Source organism: Flavobacterium silvaticum, from assembly GCF_012911565.1.
GTDB lineage: Bacteria > Bacteroidota > Bacteroidia > Flavobacteriales > Flavobacteriaceae > Flavobacterium > Flavobacterium silvaticum.
Window position 1 is genome coordinate 235,484 of sequence record NZ_JAAMPU010000106.1, and the last position, 17,175, is coordinate 252,658.

The 17,175-nt window shown below is 44.4% G+C and carries 15 protein-coding genes; 3 read left to right on the forward strand and 12 right to left on the reverse strand.

Annotated features, from left to right (window positions below):
• Position 1: 1 nt before the first annotated feature.
• The 3 genes from G6047_RS11480 to G6047_RS11490 form a co-directional block, all read right to left on the reverse strand.
• On the reverse strand, positions 2–769 hold the full coding sequence (locus G6047_RS11480) for an NADPH-dependent F420 reductase (RefSeq protein WP_211165433.1): 768 nt from the start codon (positions 767–769) through the stop codon (positions 2–4).
• Between the two features lie 18 nt (positions 770–787).
• Positions 788–1,360, reverse strand: a complete 573-nt coding sequence (locus G6047_RS11485) for an NAD(P)H-binding protein (RefSeq protein ID WP_169527757.1) — start codon at positions 1,358–1,360, stop codon at positions 788–790.
• A 168-nt stretch (positions 1,361–1,528) separates the two neighbouring features.
• Complete coding sequence (locus G6047_RS11490) at positions 1,529–2,512, reverse strand: aldo/keto reductase (RefSeq protein WP_169527758.1); 984 nt, start codon at positions 2,510–2,512, stop codon at positions 1,529–1,531.
• 158 nt (positions 2,513–2,670) lie between these two features.
• On the opposite strand from G6047_RS11490, the gene G6047_RS11495 reads away from it, so the two are divergent.
• Positions 2,671–3,567 carry a helix-turn-helix domain-containing protein gene (locus tag G6047_RS11495; RefSeq protein ID WP_169527759.1) on the forward strand — a complete coding sequence of 299 codons (897 nt, stop codon included), beginning with the start codon at positions 2,671–2,673 and terminating at the stop codon, positions 3,565–3,567.
• Positions 3,568–3,570: 3 nt separating this feature from the next.
• On the opposite strand, the gene G6047_RS11500 is transcribed toward G6047_RS11495, so the two are convergent.
• Genes G6047_RS11500 through G6047_RS11510 form a run of 3 tightly spaced genes read right to left on the reverse strand, consistent with a single transcriptional unit; the run spans position 3,571 to position 7,799 of the window.
• Positions 3,571–4,710, reverse strand: a complete 1,140-nt coding sequence (locus tag G6047_RS11500) for a DUF4861 family protein (protein ID WP_169527760.1) — start codon at positions 4,708–4,710, stop codon at positions 3,571–3,573.
• A 31-nt stretch (positions 4,711–4,741) separates the two neighbouring features.
• On the reverse strand, positions 4,742–6,601 hold the full coding sequence (locus G6047_RS11505) for a glycoside hydrolase family 2 protein (RefSeq protein WP_169527761.1): 1,860 nt from the start codon (positions 6,599–6,601) through the stop codon (positions 4,742–4,744).
• A 1-nt stretch (position 6,602) separates the two neighbouring features.
• The gene (locus G6047_RS11510) at positions 6,603–7,799 is read right to left on the reverse strand and encodes a glycoside hydrolase family 88 protein (protein ID WP_169527762.1); all 1,197 of its coding nucleotides are present in this window, start codon (positions 7,797–7,799) and stop codon (positions 6,603–6,605) included.
• Positions 7,800–8,167: 368 nt separating this feature from the next.
• Between G6047_RS11510 and G6047_RS11515 the strand changes: the two genes are divergently transcribed.
• Both G6047_RS11515 and G6047_RS11520 read left to right on the forward strand, forming a co-directional pair.
• Positions 8,168–8,938: a phosphatase PAP2 family protein gene (locus G6047_RS11515; RefSeq protein ID WP_169527763.1), complete on the forward strand. Its 771-nt coding sequence runs from the start codon at positions 8,168–8,170 to the stop codon at positions 8,936–8,938.
• Positions 8,939–8,948: 10 nt separating this feature from the next.
• On the forward strand, positions 8,949–9,407 hold the full coding sequence (locus G6047_RS11520) for a hypothetical protein (protein ID WP_169527764.1): 459 nt from the start codon (positions 8,949–8,951) through the stop codon (positions 9,405–9,407).
• On the opposite strand, the gene G6047_RS11525 is transcribed toward G6047_RS11520, so the two are convergent.
• From G6047_RS11525 to G6047_RS11550, 6 genes are all read right to left on the reverse strand, one after another.
• Positions 9,404–10,282 (reverse strand): diacylglycerol/lipid kinase family protein, encoded by an 879-nt coding sequence (locus tag G6047_RS11525; RefSeq protein WP_169527765.1) that lies wholly within the window; start codon positions 10,280–10,282, stop codon positions 9,404–9,406. The two genes, G6047_RS11520 and G6047_RS11525, sit on opposite strands and share 4 nt — an antisense overlap.
• On the reverse strand, positions 10,282–12,240 hold the full coding sequence (locus G6047_RS11530) for an LTA synthase family protein (RefSeq protein WP_169527766.1): 1,959 nt from the start codon (positions 12,238–12,240) through the stop codon (positions 10,282–10,284). The genes G6047_RS11525 and G6047_RS11530 overlap by 1 nt, the downstream gene beginning before the upstream one ends.
• Positions 12,241–12,321: 81 nt before the next feature.
• Entirely contained in the window at positions 12,322–14,727 is a 2,406-nt protein-coding gene (locus tag G6047_RS11535) for a TonB-dependent receptor domain-containing protein (protein ID WP_169527767.1), read from the reverse strand.
• 5 nt (positions 14,728–14,732) lie between these two features.
• On the reverse strand, positions 14,733–15,161 hold the full coding sequence (locus tag G6047_RS11540) for a PepSY-like domain-containing protein (protein ID WP_169527768.1): 429 nt from the start codon (positions 15,159–15,161) through the stop codon (positions 14,733–14,735).
• Positions 15,162–15,224: 63 nt separating this feature from the next.
• Positions 15,225–16,490 (reverse strand): sensor histidine kinase, encoded by a 1,266-nt coding sequence (locus G6047_RS11545; RefSeq protein ID WP_169527769.1) that lies wholly within the window; start codon positions 16,488–16,490, stop codon positions 15,225–15,227.
• Positions 16,483–17,160, reverse strand: coding sequence for a response regulator transcription factor (locus tag G6047_RS11550; RefSeq protein WP_169527770.1), 678 nt, complete (start codon positions 17,158–17,160; stop codon positions 16,483–16,485). Before G6047_RS11550 ends, G6047_RS11545 begins: the two co-directional genes overlap by 8 nt.
• Positions 17,161–17,175: the final 15 nt, after the last annotated feature.

Consider the following 17,175-nt stretch of genomic DNA (forward strand, 5'->3'; position numbering starts at 1 on the left):
CTTATTTGGTCTGGTCGAGCAAACGCTTCAATTCCGTCGCATTGGTATTGGCACGGAAAGCCGGCGTTCGTCTCTGGAATTTTACACCGGTTGATAAATTACCTGCAATTACTGGTTCGCATCCGGCATCGCGTACCAATTGGGCGGCAACATCACGCGCGTCGGGAAAATCTGTGGCAATTGGAATGGCGAGTTTGTTTTCTTTTCTGTCGAACGAAGCCTCTATGGCAGTTGCATCTTCCGAACTGAAAACACGCACCAGTTTTGTTCCCGCTAAATATTTGGCAGATGTCGGCCCGTTTCCGTTCGCATCGACTTCTTTCCCCAAATCGCCGCTTCCGCCGTTGCAGGCATCGAGCACGATTTTACCGTTGATTTCGTTTTTGAGATCAATTCCCAATTGCGGAATGGCATCATACGGAACCGCGAACAGCAATACGTCTCCAAAAGCGGCGGCTTCTTTTGGCGTACCGACCGATGCGCGCGAACCGAGTTCTTTGGCCATAGCCTGTAATTCTTCAGGGTGACGCGAGGAGAACATGACTTCATGACCCGCTTTTACTAAAAGTTTACCGACTGTTCCGCCAAGCCAACCTGCACCTATGACGCCAATTTTCATGGGGCTTGCAGTGGTTTGTAAAGCCGGTTTTTCACTCGCTTTAGGTTTTTTGGCCTCTTCCGATTTATTCGCGCAGGCAGAAATGGGCAGTATCAATAGGGAACAGATGATTGCCAAAGATTTGTGCCTGATAGAGAGAAGTTGTGTCATTGTGTCGTGGTTTAGGAGTTAATCGGGTTTGCTGATCCCGAGGTTTTCGTTTTGGTGCAATTGCGGGTTTTCGATTAGGGTGCCTATGAAAGCCGCAATGCTTTTTCTGGAAATCGCGCCACCTGTTTCCGGTTGGCCTTTTTGGGTCAGTGCATAAGCTATTTCGTCGCCATTGGTGAACCAGTCGGGACGAAGAATGGTGTAATCGAGGCCGGACGATTCAATGACATCGGCGAGTTTCCTGTATGGGACAAGGATTGACGACAACGGCATTTTGTAGATTCCGATGGAACTGATGGCAATAACCCGTGTCACGCCGGTTTCTTTCATAGCTTTCACGATGTTTTTAGCCATGGCTTCGAGGTTTCCGGCCAGGTTGATGTACACGATGTCTTGTCCGTCGATGGCCGTTTTTAAATTCGGATAATCCATGACATCGGTTTCGATGATCTTGCAACCGGAAATATCCCCCGAAATGCGGTTTTTATTGCGGGCGAGCAAGGTCAGTTGTACTTCCGGCCAGTTTTTCAGTTCGGCGATCACATACTTGGAAAGACTGCCACTTGCCCCTATGATGAGTACTTTTTTCATTGTTGAAATTTGATGTAAGTCAATTGCCGGTTGAGGCTTTTGATTCGGCAGGTTCAATGGTTCGCAATGTGCAGCCTGACCCGAGTGGAGCTCTTTTTATTCACCCTTCTGAATAAAAAAGCGGGAACAGAGGGCGGAAACAGCTGCCCAAACCCTGAAAATCCAACCTTAGAGCCCGACCATTTTTTGCAGGTGTTCCGGATAGCGCTCGCCTTCGACGTTGATTTTTGACAAGACCGATTCGAGTTCGGACAGGTCGTTTTGCGTGAGCGTTATGTTTGCCGCTGCGTTATTTTCGGTGAGCCGGTGCAGTTTTGTCGTTCCCGGAATGGGTGCGATCCACGGTTTTTGTGCGAGCAACCAGACTAATGCGATTTGGGCCGGCGTTGCGTTTTTTTCAGATGCGACCACATTGAGCAAATCGACGAGATCCTGGTTGGCTTTCATGGCTTCCGGTGTAAAGCGTGGCAATATTTTGCGGAAGTCGTTGTCTTTTAGGTCTGCATTTTCCAGTTTTCCGGTAAGAAATCCTTTGCCGAGCGGGCTGTATGGAATGAGGCCGATTACGAGTTCTTCGAGTGTCGGGATTATTTCTTCTTCCGGTTTTCGTGTCCATAGTGAATATTCACTTTGAAGCGCACTCAGCGGCTGCACGGCGTGGGCTTTACGGATGGTTTGTGCACCTGCCTCGGACAGACCGAAATACATGGCTTTTCCTTCTGAAATTAAATCTTTTACGGTTCCTGCGACATCTTCTATAGGTACGTTTGGATCTACGCGGTGTTGGTAGAGCAAATCTATGGTTTCGATATTGAGTCGTTTCAAAGAACCCTCGACCGCTTTGCGGATTTGTTCCGGGCGACTGTTTACGCCTGCCATTTTGCCATCCTGTATGTTGAACCCGAATTTGGTAGCTATGACTACATTATGACGGTATGGAGCCAATGCTTCGCCTACGATTTCTTCATTGGTGTACGGCCCGTAGACTTCGGCTGTATCGAATAAGGTGACACCTTGCTCAACGGCAGATCGTATCAGGTTGATGGCTTCGTCTTTGGTGGCGGAATGACCGTAACCGAAGTTCAATCCCATACAGCCAAAACCGATGGCCGATACTTCCAATCCTTGTTTTCCTAGTTTTCTCGTTTGCATTTTTTGTATTTTAAAACTTGTGATACAAAGTTCGAGCGTAAAAAAGCGGCCGGCTTATATGAATTACGGAATTGACTACCATTATTACCGATTCGATAATCTGTAATAAAAATCACCGGTGTAATGCCGTAAATTTGTATATCCAAAAGAAGAATGACATGGAAGAGATAACGCGAATTGACACGGTTGGACAGTATTGCGCGGCTTCAAATAACGAGACCTATCATCCGTTGGTGAGCCTGGTTGATTTATCCAAAGCCCCCAAAAGACAGAATTCAAGAACAGTCTACGGATTTTATACCATCTTTTTAAAGGACATCAAATGCGGCGACCTCAAATATGGCTGCAATTACTACGATTATGAAGAAGGAACATTGGTTTTTGTAGCACCGGGACAAGTACTTGGTGTGGAAAACAATGGCGAGTGGTATCAGCCGCACGGTACTGCTTTGTTGTTCCATCCTGATTTTATACGCGGAACGTCATTGGGCCGGAACATCCGCGATTACAATTTCTTTTCGTATGAAGTTTTCGAAGCGCTGCATTTATCTGACAGTGAACGAAAAATCATCACCGATTGTTTTTCCATGATCCGGTACGAACTGGAACGCGGCATTGACAAACACAGCAAGACGCTTATCATAAGCCATTTGGAAGTGTTCCTTAATTACTGCGTGCGTTTTTACGAACGTCAGTTTATCACCCGAGAATCTGCTCATAAGGGTTTGCTTGAACGTTTTGAAACGTTGCTTGAAGACTATTATGTTTCTGATAAACCACAGACAATCGGTCTTCCATCGGTAAGCCATTGTGCCGCGGAACTGAATCTGTCAGCGAATTATTTTGGCGATCTCATCAAAAAGGAAACGGGGAAAACGGCCCAGGAATACATCCAGCTCAAAGTGATGGATGTGGCCAAGGAGAAAATTTTCGATACGGATAAATCGGTGAGTGAAATCGCTTACGAATTAGGGTATAAATATCCACAGCATTTTACGCGGTCGTTCAAGAGCATGATCGGGTTTACGCCGAACGAATACCGAAAGTTGAATTGATCGTTATTCGAAAAAAAGCTGCAGCGGATCCGACTGTATTTGAGCTTGCTTTTTAAGTGCTTTTTCCCAGTCGGATACGCTCTGGAAATCACGTTTTTTTTCCCATGCAAATCCTGCAAAATAAACCAGTTTTCCGGTTGGTTTTGCAATAATCAATAAATGGCTTTGGTCCGGTGTTTTCGACACGTGTGCAAATGCCGTTTCGATAGCGTCCGGATTCATGATTATGGCTTCGGAAACCCAATTGCCATCTATGGATTCCGTGTGTTGGAAAATGCCGTCTGCCAAATCGATATTCGTTTTCCCCATCTTGTCATGCAACGTAATTCCAACTGCGTAATCCGGAAGTTTTGTGTCATTTTTGTAAGTCACTTCGATACGTGAAAAATTGCTTCCGAGATCAAGCGAAATACGTTTGGTTTCAGAAACATGGAACGGGCTGAAAGGCGCATACGTCACTTCGAAAATCGTCCGCAACGGCCCGACGGCGATTGTTTTATACGACACGAAATTTTTGGAAACATACAAACTGTCCTGATACCAGATTCCCGTTCCTCCGGTTCCACGGCTTGCACCCACATGGTACGGATCATAACCTTCTCCGTGATCTTTATGGTAAAACATCGGGTCTGATGTATATCCGTTATACCACTTATTTATGACTGCCTTTTCCGTGCGTTTGAACCACAGATCTATGCCGCTTGAAAGTGTTCCGTTTTCTCTTTTCTGTTCAAAGCGTTGTTGTGCATCGGGCCCGTAAACACGAAATGCGACTTTGTCATTTTCCCAGGCATAATCATCGGTACGTTCCGGCACGAAACGCGAAAAAGTTATGGCTTCAGGTTCAGGGATTTTGATATCCGGATTGACAGATATTTCAAATTTCGCCATTGATTTTGCAGCGACTTCTGCCACGAAAAGCAACGCGTCATTCTTTCCGTCCGAATCCGTATCGACCCATTGCAAAACAAGACAATCGGAAGTTCCGGATTTGCATACACGTACCTCTTTTTCAATGTAATTCTTGGGTAGCGACAACAACTTCGATTTTGGAATTTCGACGATTTCTTTCCGACTGAAATCCAGGGCATTTTCGACTCGTAAAACAATGGATTTCTGCTGATTCTGTCCGATGCAGTTCAAGCCAAAAAACAAAAAAATAAAAGCCAGTGATTTACTTTTTAAGCCGCTTTGCATTGTCGTCTGAAATGATGGATTTATAATAGTCCTGAAGCACGAAAAAAGCTTTCTTTTTCACACCTTCATCAGAAATCAATCCTTTGCGGTTCCACAATTCCTGATACTCCGGATTGTTGCGTTTGGGGCTTCGGAAATCGGCCAGGATCCACGGAGAAATTCCCACATAATTATCGGGCATTCGTTTCATCATGGCAATCTGCTCTTCAAAATACCATTGCTGGTATTCTTCACTGAAACGCGTGAGCTTATCGGCATGGAAACCTGCTTTGGCATCGGCTCCGGTTTCGCTGAAAAACAACGGTTTATCATAAATGGTTTCCCATTTCGCCGTTTCGCAATCATTTGGCAAACCTCTGTACCAACCCAGGTATTCGTTGCACGAAACAATGTCTGCGAATGCGCCAAGCGGATCATCTATTTTATTCAGATTACCTTCTCCGCTGACTTCAAGTGCCGCAGAAATTAACCGCGAATCATCCCTCGATTTTGCCCTTTTTACAAGCGTACTCATAAACGTCGTCCTTGCCTCGCTCACAGGTGTTTCGTTACCAACCGACCAGATGATTATCGATGCTTTGTTGCGGTCACGTTCTATCATTTCATCGAGCTGTTTTTTTGCTTTTTTCAGCACTTCGGGATTCGTGAAATCTATGGTCCAATACACCGGGATTTCAGACCAAACCAACAGGCCCATTTCATCGGCGAGCCGCGTCATGTTTTCGTTGTGCGGATAATGCGCCAGGCGAACCATATTACAACCCAATTCCTTTGCCCAGCCCAGTAACTGTTTGGCATCGTCAAGGCTGTGGGCACGGCGTATCTGTTGCGGGATTTCTTCGTGTATCGATATGCCGCGAAGGAAAATTTCCTGTCCGTTGAGTAGTATTTTTTTACCTGAAACTTCGATTTTTCTAAAGCCGATCTTTTCCGAAATAATTTCATTTCCGAAGGTGAATTTTACATTGTATAATTTCGGGTTTTCGGGCGACCATAATTGGATATTTTTTAGTGCCGATGAAAAGAAAATACTGTCTGATTTTGCATCGATTTCTTTGCGGAATTTAAGCTCTGGAATTTCAACAACCGCTTTTGAATTTGTGGCTTGATTTAATTTGATCCAACCCGAAACCTGAAATGTTTTTTTCCGAATCGATTCTGAAATATCCTGATGCTGGTCCAACTGAATAGTGTACTGTGAAATAAATGTTTCCGGAACGATAACCAATTTTACATCACGCGTTATTCCGCCGTAATTCCACCAATCCGTATTCAATGTCGGAATCTCATCGGCGTGTCGTTTGTTGTCAACTTTTACGACAAGGAAATTATCTTTTTCAAGTAATAACTCTTTCGGGATTTTAAAATTAAATGGCGTGAATCCGCCTTTGTGCGTACCGAGTTTTTTGCCGTTCAGATACACATGTGCTTCATAATTCACGGCACCGAAATAGAGATAAACCTCATCGTTATTTTGCATCTGCGGCTTATCGAAATCCCGCTGATACCAAACCGTTCCCTCATAATGCAAAAACTGACGATCCTGGGAATTCCAGTCGCCGGGAACGTTGATGCTGCTTTTATCCGAATACTGATGTTCGATCAAATCCGACTTGCTTTTTGGCGTGTTCCGGTTCCAATACGCGCCGTTATCGGTCTCTTTCCGCTCCTTGAAACGGTAATCGTAAAAGCCCGTTTCGTAGGTGTCGATGATGTAATGCCAGGTGCCGTTTAGTGAAATATTCCGTCGCCCTTCAACATTCGTAATCAACGTTTCCTGTGCATTGGAATTTGCAAGCTGCAAAAGCAAAATCAAGCGTAAAAAATATCTTTTCATGTTACAGGTTCTCAAGTTTTTTGTAGCGTATCAAGGCTTCGATAAAATAATAATCGCCGTAACTCAACGGGGTGTCGATTTCGGTTTTGTTCGGCATATTTCCAACGCCATGCTTTAGTAAAAATCCGCCGTTCGTTCCTTGCTTTGCAAAATATTCGGACGAAAGTAATGTGGTCAGAATTTGTTCCGATGCCTGTTTGTATTCAGCAGCTTTTTTAGTGTCGGAATACTGGCTCAGTTCCAATAAAGCAGATGCCATGATCGATGCCGCAGATGAATCACGCAGCGCATCCGGAAGGTTTGGCGCATTGTAGTCCCAATATGGAATTTTGTCTTCAGGCAGGTTCGGATGATGCAGTAAAAAATCGGCGATATGCTGTGCCTGCTGCAAATATTTTTTGTCTTTCGTCTCACGATACATCACCGTATATCCGTACAAACCCCAAGACTGACCACGCGCCCAGGCAGAAGAATCGGCCGCTCCCTGATTCGTTATCTGCCGGTGCATCTTTCCATCTTCCTTTCCGTAAATCACCACATGATACGAACTGTAATCGGGGCGGAAATGATTTTTCAGTGTCGTATCCGCATGACGCACAGCAATCTTATAATACGTACTGTCGCCGCTGTATTTCGTCGCCCAGAACAACAATTCGAGGTTCATCATATTATCAATGATTACTGGCATTTCATCTTTCCCTGCGCCATTCCACGGAGCCGGATCCCAAGATTGGATACAACCCACAACCGGATTGAAACGTGTCGCCAACGATCTGGCGCTGTTCATCAGGATTTCTTCGTATTCCTTTTTCGGATCGAGACGCTGGGCATTCCCGAAGCTGCAGAACATCATGAAACCGAGGTCGTGCGTAGAGGTGTTGAATTGTTCTTTTTTTAAATCCGATAGAATTCCGATTGCTTTCTTCTTTAATCCTGCAGCTGGTTTTACCTCGTCGAGCAATACTAATGTGCCAGGGAAAAATCCGCTGCACCACCAACCCGAGTCACTGGTTTCGACGGCATTTTTATCGGCATGGTATGTTTTGGGATAATGGCCGGCCGTGGCGCTGTTTGCCAATAGTGAATATTGCTTCTGGCTTTGGATGAACGCCGCGTCTATTTTATCGGCCGGTATTTTTTGTGCCCGGCAAATAAGGAGCGAAAGACATACGGCACAGCAATAGGCAAATTTGAACATTGGATACGTAGTTTGAATAAAGATAGGCAATTCAAAAAAAATCGGTTTTTCATACCTAATCCGACCAAAATCAATCACTCCGACAGCATACACTAATCCGTCATGTTCAACCTATTTTTTTGTGGCAATCGGAGATGTGGAGATTTAAAAATCCACAAGATATTTCTCCACATCTTATGGGCTTGGCTCTGCTTAAACAGAATCAAAACACAATGATGCTTTCATGCACCAAAACCATTTTAGAATTCAGAATAAATTCAGAATTACATATGTACTTCGCTAAAAATATCAATCACCTGATTCGGTTTCGGGCTTAAAAATTTCTTTTCCACTTATGACATAAAACTACGTTCCTAAACTCCACAAACATGAGAAAGACCGCAGTTTTATTGTTCGTAGCCCTTGTGGCACAACATCGTTCCGAAGCACAAAATGCAGTTGTCGACAGCATTTCGACAGATTCAATCAAAAAAAACCGCTTTCATTATGAAGCACTAATCATTCCGACAGCTTTGATTGGCTATGGACTGATAGGGATTGAAAGCGACCAGATCCAAAGCTGGAACCTCGGCATACGTGAAGAGGTCACAGAAGATATCGACAGGAAAATAACCATCGATGATTTTTCGCAATGGGCGCCAGCCGTATCTGTTTTTGCGCTCGATGCCGCCGGAGTGAAAGCAAAAAACAATCTGAAGACGCGAGCTACCATTTACCTTACATCTTTCCTGATTTGCAATGCGACCGTTTTCAGCCTGAAATCGATTACCCGTATTGAACGTCCGGACGGAAGCGCACGAAATTCATTTCCATCGGGACACACCGCAAATGCATTTATGGGCGCCGAATTTTTATGGCAGGAATACAAAGACAAGTCTATCTGGTATGGTGTCGCGGGTTATGCTGTTGCTACGGGAACCGGTTTGTTCCGCATTTATAACAACCGCCATTGGCTCACCGACGTTGCAGCCGGAGCCGGAATCGGGATTCTGAGCACCAAAGTCGCCTACTGGCTCAATCCGTGGATCAACAAGAAAGTATTCAACGGACACCATGAAAAGAACGGAACCTCATCTACCATGGTCATGCCTACTTATGACGGCCGCAATATGGGAATCGGTTTTGTAAAAACATTTTGACACAACAATTATGAAGCGTATTTTTTTATCGGTTTTAATTTTGATAGTGATGGTTTCCTGTTCCGAAAAAGAACAATTGGGCACCACTTTTATCACAAATCCGGATTTCACCAAAGCGTTCACCCAAGACCAATGGCGTATTTCAAATTACAAGGTCAACGGAAAATCCATGAAGGCTGAATTCCAGGATTACATATTTACTTTTTCATCCGCGAACGAACTTGTAGGAAGCAGCAAATCAGACACCATCAAAGGCAAATGGCACGTAGAAAGCGATCCGGCAACAGACGATTCGCCCGATGTCGATTTCGGGTTCAAAATTCAATTCCCGCGCAAAGAACCTTTTAAGTATATCAATGGAAAATGGGCTATCGTAACCCGTGAAGCGGGCCGGTTGAGCTTGTTGTCCTACACTTCAGACGACTGGGAATACCTGACTTTTGAAAAGGTGACAACCAACGGAAATTAAACCAATACTTTCAATGCGGACGGAATAACCGAAACATCTAGTCTGTTCGTTTTGAAACTCTTGAATTCACCGTCTATCTGGGCATCGATCAAAAGCGTTTCAGGCATTTTTATTTCTATCTGTTTCACCAATTGGTGCTGTGCTTTCCCAAATTTTTCCACCCGGTTCGTGAGTACGCGATACCCGAGTAAAAGTTGCTGCATGAGTGGGATTTTCTTTACGATGAGCACATCCAGCAAACCGTCGGAAAGGCTTGCGGCAGGCGTCAGGCTCATGTGGTAACCCATTTCATTTGAGTTGGAAATGAACAGCAGATACGGATCTATTTCAACTGAATCTCCGTTGACTTTGACGATTGCTTTTTTTGGTTTATACGATAGACTCGCCGACAAAGCCGCAGTCACATAAGCCTTCAATGTCCTGTTTCCGGAACGCTCGTATTTTTTGATGATTTGGGCATCTATGCCGATTCCCATATTGCTGAAAAAGAAACAGTCGTTGACTTTCCCCACATCGATGGTCGTGGCTTCAAGTTGGCGGATAATTTCAAACGAACCTTCTATGCTTCTCGGGATATTGAGGTTCGAAGCCAGGCCGTTTCCGGAACCTACGGGCACGATTCCTAAAATGATTCCCGTTCCCACCAACGCAGATGCGACTTCGTTTATGGTTCCGTCGCCTCCGCAGGCAATGACGTAATCCGGATTTTTGGTCACGATATCACGCACCAAAGTCATCGCATGCCCTTTGTGCCTGGTGTAATCGACCTCGATCCTGAATTCGCTCCTTGGGAAATAATTCCGGATTGTGGTAGCCGATAAATTGTGTTTGGCTTTTCCCGAAATCGGGTTGACGATGAAATGCAGGTACAACATTACTTGAGCAGTTTGTTCGTAAACAGATAATCTGCGGTTTGATACCAACTGATGGTTTCGTCAAGGAACGACCGATCCATCGGAAGCGGTTTGAGGCTGTTGTCCTTTACGTCGTACGAATAGAAATTCTGCTTTTTCTGGTCGGACAGAATCATCACTTTATTTTGCTTCATCAACGTCAGTTTCCGGTACGTTCCCACCAAAGCGCGTTGTTCGAATGTGGGGTCAAAAACATCCTTGCCGAAAAAATCCGAATCGTAACTCCAATGCATAAGCGAGAAAAACGTCGGGAACAAATCGATCTGCGAACATTGCTTATCGATTTTCTGATTGAGGTTTTCAGGCAAATTCACGATCATGGCCGGGATGTGATAATTGGCCACATCGATTTCATCCTTTCCGGCACTGCTCGCGCAATGATCAGCTATGATGACGAAAACCGTATTCTTAAACCACGGTTTTTGTTTGGCTTTCCGGAATAGTTCACGCAATGCAAAATCGGTGTATTTGACGGCTCCGTCGCGACCGGTTCCCGACGGAATATCTATTTTACCCGATGGATACGTATACGGCCTATGGTTCGAAGTAGTCATGACGAAATTGAAAAACGGCTTGTTTTGCGAATGATAGGTATCGGCAACTTTGAGCATTTTGTTGAAGATATCCTCATCACAAATTCCCCATGCATTTTCAAACGTCACTTCGTTATCGGCAATGTTGTTTCGCGTTGTTTTTATGGCATCGCTGAGCACACTTCCACGACCGCGATCGTAAATATTGAAACCGTTTCCGCCAAAATAAGCATTCATGTTATCGAAATAGCCGTCGCCTCCGTAAAAGAAATTAGACACATATCCTTTGTTTTGGAACACACTGTTTACTGTGTACAGATTTGCATTTTCCGGACGCTTCACGATGCTTTGTCCAGGCGTCGGCGGAATGCACAACGTGACGGCTTCCATACCGCGCACCGTGCGTGTCCCGGTTGCATACAGGTTGCTGAAGAACACGCTTTTTTGTGCGAGGCTGTCTAAAAAGGGGGTAATGTTATTTTGGTTCCCGAATTCCTTGAGGAAACTTCCGCTGAGGCTTTCAACGAGAATAAAAACCACATTTTTCTTTTCGGCCGTAGCTGCGGAATCGGTTATGGTCCTGTGGACGGAAAAATCAGTGCTGGTGAATTTGCTGTTCGGTTGTTGCAGCTTTTGGCGAACCATCTTAAATGCCTTGTCGTTTTCAACAGAAGTGTAGAACTCATCGTACTTCATCTGGTTGTTCCGGAACGCGGCAAAAAACGAATAGATGCCGGATTTTGAAATCTCTGAATTGTATCGGTTAGATGACCATTCGGCAACTGTATTTTTGATAAAGGCGGTGTATAAAAAAGCGACAAATAAAAATCCGCCGAAAATAATTAACCGCTGATGCCATTTCGCCGTAAAGCTGAATGTTTCGGAAAAAGCCCCGCGTTTGTAAAACAGGAACAATACCGCAGCCGTCAAAATACCGACTCCGCCAATCAGCAAGGGCAGCGGATACGATTCCTGGATATTCGACACCACTTCATGCGTGTAAATCAGGTAATCGACTGCGATGAAATTGAAACGGCTGCGGAATTCTTCCCAGAATGTGAATTCGGCGAAAAAGGCAAAAATCAATATAAAGATCGTAAGCGTCGTGAAGAACCAGACCAGGATTTTATCGGCCCAAGAACCAATCCATTTATTCGGGAAAAAAGTATAATACAATAGTGCCGGAATCGCTGCGTAACTGACTGTTCCCACATCAAAAAACAATCCCACGAGGAACGTCCGCGTCACATCAAAAACATGCCAGGACACATCTTGCGATTGCCAGGTAAAAAGCGAAAGCCGTATTAAAAATGAGGTGATGAGAAACCAGGAACAGAAAATAAAAAGCAGCGAAAACCTGCCTGCGAAATAAAACCTTTTAAGCATGAAGGGCTATTTTTTCACGCAAGATTCCAACGTGAATTTGAATTAATTTTGAATTAACATTGGATTAACTTTCAGGACAAATCAAAACTTGTAGCTATACCCGAAACGAACCACCTGGGTTTCATAATAATCGCTGCTTTGATAACGGAAACCGTCGGCGTAAACTTCCTTTTTGATCACAAGCGTGTTGAAGAGATCGGTCGCATTCAAAAAGATTTCGCCTTTGCCTTTCTGTATGGTTTTCTTAATTCCGGCATCGACTGAAAAACGCTCGTTTGTTTTTCCCTGTGGAATAATATCTGGCGCGAGCCAAGCTGCAGAAACCTGTAAAACAGCAGTCTTTCCGAGCTTGAACGTGTTGTTCGATTTGACGCTTCCGGAATAAATGCCAGATGCCGGAGTGTAAATCGTATTCGGCTGCGGATATAGAACGGTCACGGTAAATGCATCAAAGCGATTCTTGTATCCGTTCAGGTTCAGGTTTGAGGTGAACCAAGGAGCTATCTGTAACGATCCTGAAAACTCGATTCCGGTAGCATAGCTTTTTCCGGCATTCTGGAAAACATTATAAATCAAATTGCTTCCGTCCATCGAACTGGCGATTCGCGAAATGGTTCCACGTACATATTTGTGATAAGCCGATGCGAATAAATAGCCTTTCGAAAAAGTGCGCTTATAACCCAACTCGACATTATCTGTAAATTGTGGTTGAAGCGCCGGATTTCCAACCTTGATGATTTCCGCATCGTCGTACTTCGGAAAGATGCGGATATCGATTTCGGCCGGGCGATCGACACGTCTGTTGTAGAATAACGAAACCTTGTCTTTTTCGGCCAGTTTATATGCCAAACGCAGATTCGGGAACGGCTTGATGTAATCGTATCCATCGCTTTTGTATGTCGGATGGTTCGGGTCGACATCGTATCTCAAATGCGCATATTCCATACGCAGACCGGCTTCGGCCTCGAATTTTGCATTTTCAAAAACATAGTTTCCATAAAGCGCCGGAATCATTTCGCGATACGTCGCACGTCCGCCGGCAGTGGAATCGATGGGTGAATTCTGTCCCGGATAAAATTGCATATTGGTCGGGATTTCACGGTTGCGGAATTTGACACCGCCTTCGATACGCCCGTATTTCAACGGTTTGGTATAATCGAAATTTACGTCTATGACTTTTTCATCGGACAATAATTTAAACGCATCGGTTCCCGAGAAATCCGGCAGTATATTTTTGAACGCATAACGTTCATCTTCACGATGGAAGGTGTAATTGATCCCGGTGTTGAAAAAGTGTCCCGGCTCGGTGAATTTATGGTTCCACGAAGCTGAAGCCATGACCGTGGTTTTGAGCTCGTTCTCTACGAATTGCCACAATCGCAACCGCTGCGAAAAATCGGAATTGAAAAACGGTTCTTCCCCGTGATCGACGATTTTTTCACTGCCGAACATTCCCGAAAATGCTACGGTATTATGATCGTCGTAATTCCAGTCGACACCTGTTTTCAATGTGGTGAAATGCGTGTCGCGATTGCGTTTTGTCTGTTGGTGGATAATGGTTCCATCGTCATAAAAACGATTGACGAATTCATTTTTGTTCAGGGTTTCCGTGTACAGATAATCGCTCTGGAAATACACGTTTATCTTTTCCTTCCGATAATTCAGGGACAGTGACGGATTGATTTTCGGTGTCAGTGAATACTGCGGATTTATCGTGGGCAGATTCGATTTCCGTTCCCACAAAGAGCCATATCCGGAACCGATCCCGACCTTTCCGTTCAAACCTTCTTGTTTATTCTTTTTGTAGATGATATTAATGATTCCCGCATTCCCGTTCGCATCGTATTTCGCCGACGGATTGTTGATGATTTCTATCTTTTCAATGGCTGATGCCGGAATATTGTCAAGTCCCGACTGGTTCGCGATTCCCGTCAATGCCGTTTGTTTCCCATCGACTAAAATCATGACGTGATCGTTTCCCCTGAGCAGTACTTTTCCGTCCTGCGTACTTACGCCGGGCATATTCTGCATCGCTTGTAATAACGAACCGCCGGTTTGCGAAACATTGTCGGAAAGATTGAAGGTTTTCTTGTCCATTTTGGCTGAAACTTCTTCGGTCTTATTTGCGGTGACGGTCACTTCCTGAAGCAATTGCGAATCGGCTTCGAGGTTGACCACCGGCAATTCGATAAAGTCATTGAGGTTTCCGACAAAAACAGCTACTGTATTCGTCTTCAAACCCATCATGCTGTATTCAACCAGATAATTCCCGGATGCCACATGTTCGAATGAAAATCTTCCCTGTTCGTTCGTGATGGTTCCCGAAACAATTTTACCGTCGGTATGTTTGAGGGCCACATTTGCATAAGCCAAGGCTATATTGGTAGCTTTCTCCCGCACTTGCCCAGACACCGTTGCGGTTTTATTCTGGGCGAATGCGGCAGTAAGGCCAATAAGCATCAGCAGTAAAAAGCACTTTCGAAACATGGAAATTATTCGCTGACCGATTTAATGAAATTGCCTTTTTCGTCAAACAGGAAATCTTTGCCTGAAACTTCCGCTTCGTAAGTCGTTTTTCCGGAAGCATCGGTGATTCGTGCCGCTTCTTTTACTTTCTTATCTTTCAAATAAGCGATGGCGGCTTTAGGCAATTCCGATGCTGGAATTTCGACTTCGGTTTCCTTGCGTTTTCCCGAAGCGTCATAAACGGCGGAATACTCTTTTGAATCGAGTTTGAATCCTACTTCAAAATCATTTTTTTCCGCTTCCCATTCTGCCTTTTGCGCTTTTGGGAAGTCCGATTTAAAAGCAGCCGTCACCTTATCCGGGACATTCGTTTTTTGTTTTTTCTCTTGCGTCTTTTGGGCCGAAGCGCCTGCTGCAAAAGTGGCAGCCAACAGAAGTGTTGCAATGGTTTTCATCTGAAATTTTATTTAGAAATTACAGATGCAAAGCTGCGGTACGATTTAGAATGAAGTTTGAATTTAGCCGAAGGTAACGTTAAATCTGTGCAAATTTTCGCTGAAACCGTATTCGATGTCCCAGTTATTTATCTCGGCGATTTTTTTGACTATGGCCAGACCGAGCCCGTTGCCTTGCGTAGACGAATCTATCTTGGAAAAACGGTTGAATAATTTACCTGAATTCAGCGCTTGCAGTGGTCCGGAATTGACAATTCCCAACGTGTTGCCCTTGATTGTTACCTTGATCATTCCGTCTTGGACATTGTGGCGGATCGCATTCAGGAACAAATTATTTATGAGCACTTCCGTCAATGTGGAATTTGCGGAAATCTGGATGTCATCTTTGAAATCTGTAGTCAATTCCAAATTTTTAGCATGGGCTTGTTCCGTAAAAAAATCGAGGTTCCGGCCTAAAATATTCTGGATCGAAACCTGCTGTTTATCAAAATAATTCTCGTTGTCGATTTTAGAAAGCAACAGCAGATTTTTATTGAGTCGGTTCAACCGGCTTACGTCGTTGTTGAGCGAACCCAGGATTTCGGATTGCTCCTCAGATAAACCCTGCGTCTGGAACAACATATCGATTTTTCCCTGGAACAAAGCCAAAGGTGTCTGCAGCTCATGTGCGGCATTTTCGACGAATTCGCGTTGCGTATTGTACACGGCCTGGTTCTTTTGAATCAGGTTATCGATGCTTTTGTTGAGCCGGTCGAATTCATCTATGTTCGTCGGGCTGAAATGCGGCTGGTTGTTTTTATCGAGCTCAAAATTCTGTATCTGGCCCAGCGTATCATAGAACGGTTTCCAGATTTTGGCCGAAGAAGTCTTTGAAATCCAAATGATTCCAACCAAAAGTATTATGATGATTAACAGGAACATAACCGCGATGCTTATCACCATGCCTTCCATTTCGACCAGATTGCTCTTTTCGATATAGGTATATTTTTTTCCGTTGATGTCGATTGGCGAATAAAGCAACCGGAAAGGTTCCGGTTCGCCTGCGATGGAATCGAATAATTCTTTGCCAACAATGAAATCTTTCGACACGCCCATATCGGGCACGATGGTTACATTCGGATTGTATTTATTCCAGGCGGTAATGTCTTTTTCCGTGTAATCTTTATGGCTTTCTTTTACGAATGCACCTTTGTGGAAATGCAGTACCTCGTCTGTCTCATAAATGTAAAGCCAGGTGCTGATGTAGTAAAACACAGGTGCCGATATAAGCAATATGACAACCGCATAAGCCAGGAAACTATTGGTGGATTTATTTAAAAGCTTAGCCATTCTGCCATTTGTAACCCAATCCGTAGACTGTGGAAATGTATTCCCCGCTTCCGGCTTTGCTGAGTTTCTTTTTGAGGTTTTTTATGTGTGCGTAGACAAAGTCGTGGTTGTCGAGCATATCTGCCATATCACCTGAAAGATGCTCGGCGATTGCGGCTTTCGACAATACTTTATTTTCGTTTCCGATGAGGAACAGCAACAAATCGATTTCCTTTTTGGTCACGTCGAGCAATTGGCCATTAACCGTGACGCTTTTAGAAAACACATCGACCGAAATTTCATTGAATTTCACAACGTTGTGCCCTTTGAAATTCTTACGACGGATCAACGCCTGCATACGCACCAGAAGTTCCGATAAATGGAATGGTTTCGTCAGATAATCGTCGGCGCCAAGCTGGAAACCTTCGATGCGTGTGTCGAGATTTTCTTTGGCAGATATAATGATGACACCATCTGTTTTCCCCAGATTCCGCAAGGTCTTCAAGACTTCGAATCCGTCACCATCAGGAAGCATCAGGTCAAGCAGTATGCAATCGTAATCATACATCTCGATTTTTTCGATGGCCTGGCGCGAATTGGAAGCCATTTCACATTGCACGCCGTTTGGCTGGAAATAGTTCTTTATTCCATTGGCGATTTCGGTTTCGTCTTCTACGATGAGGATTTTCATATATGCAAGTTAGGC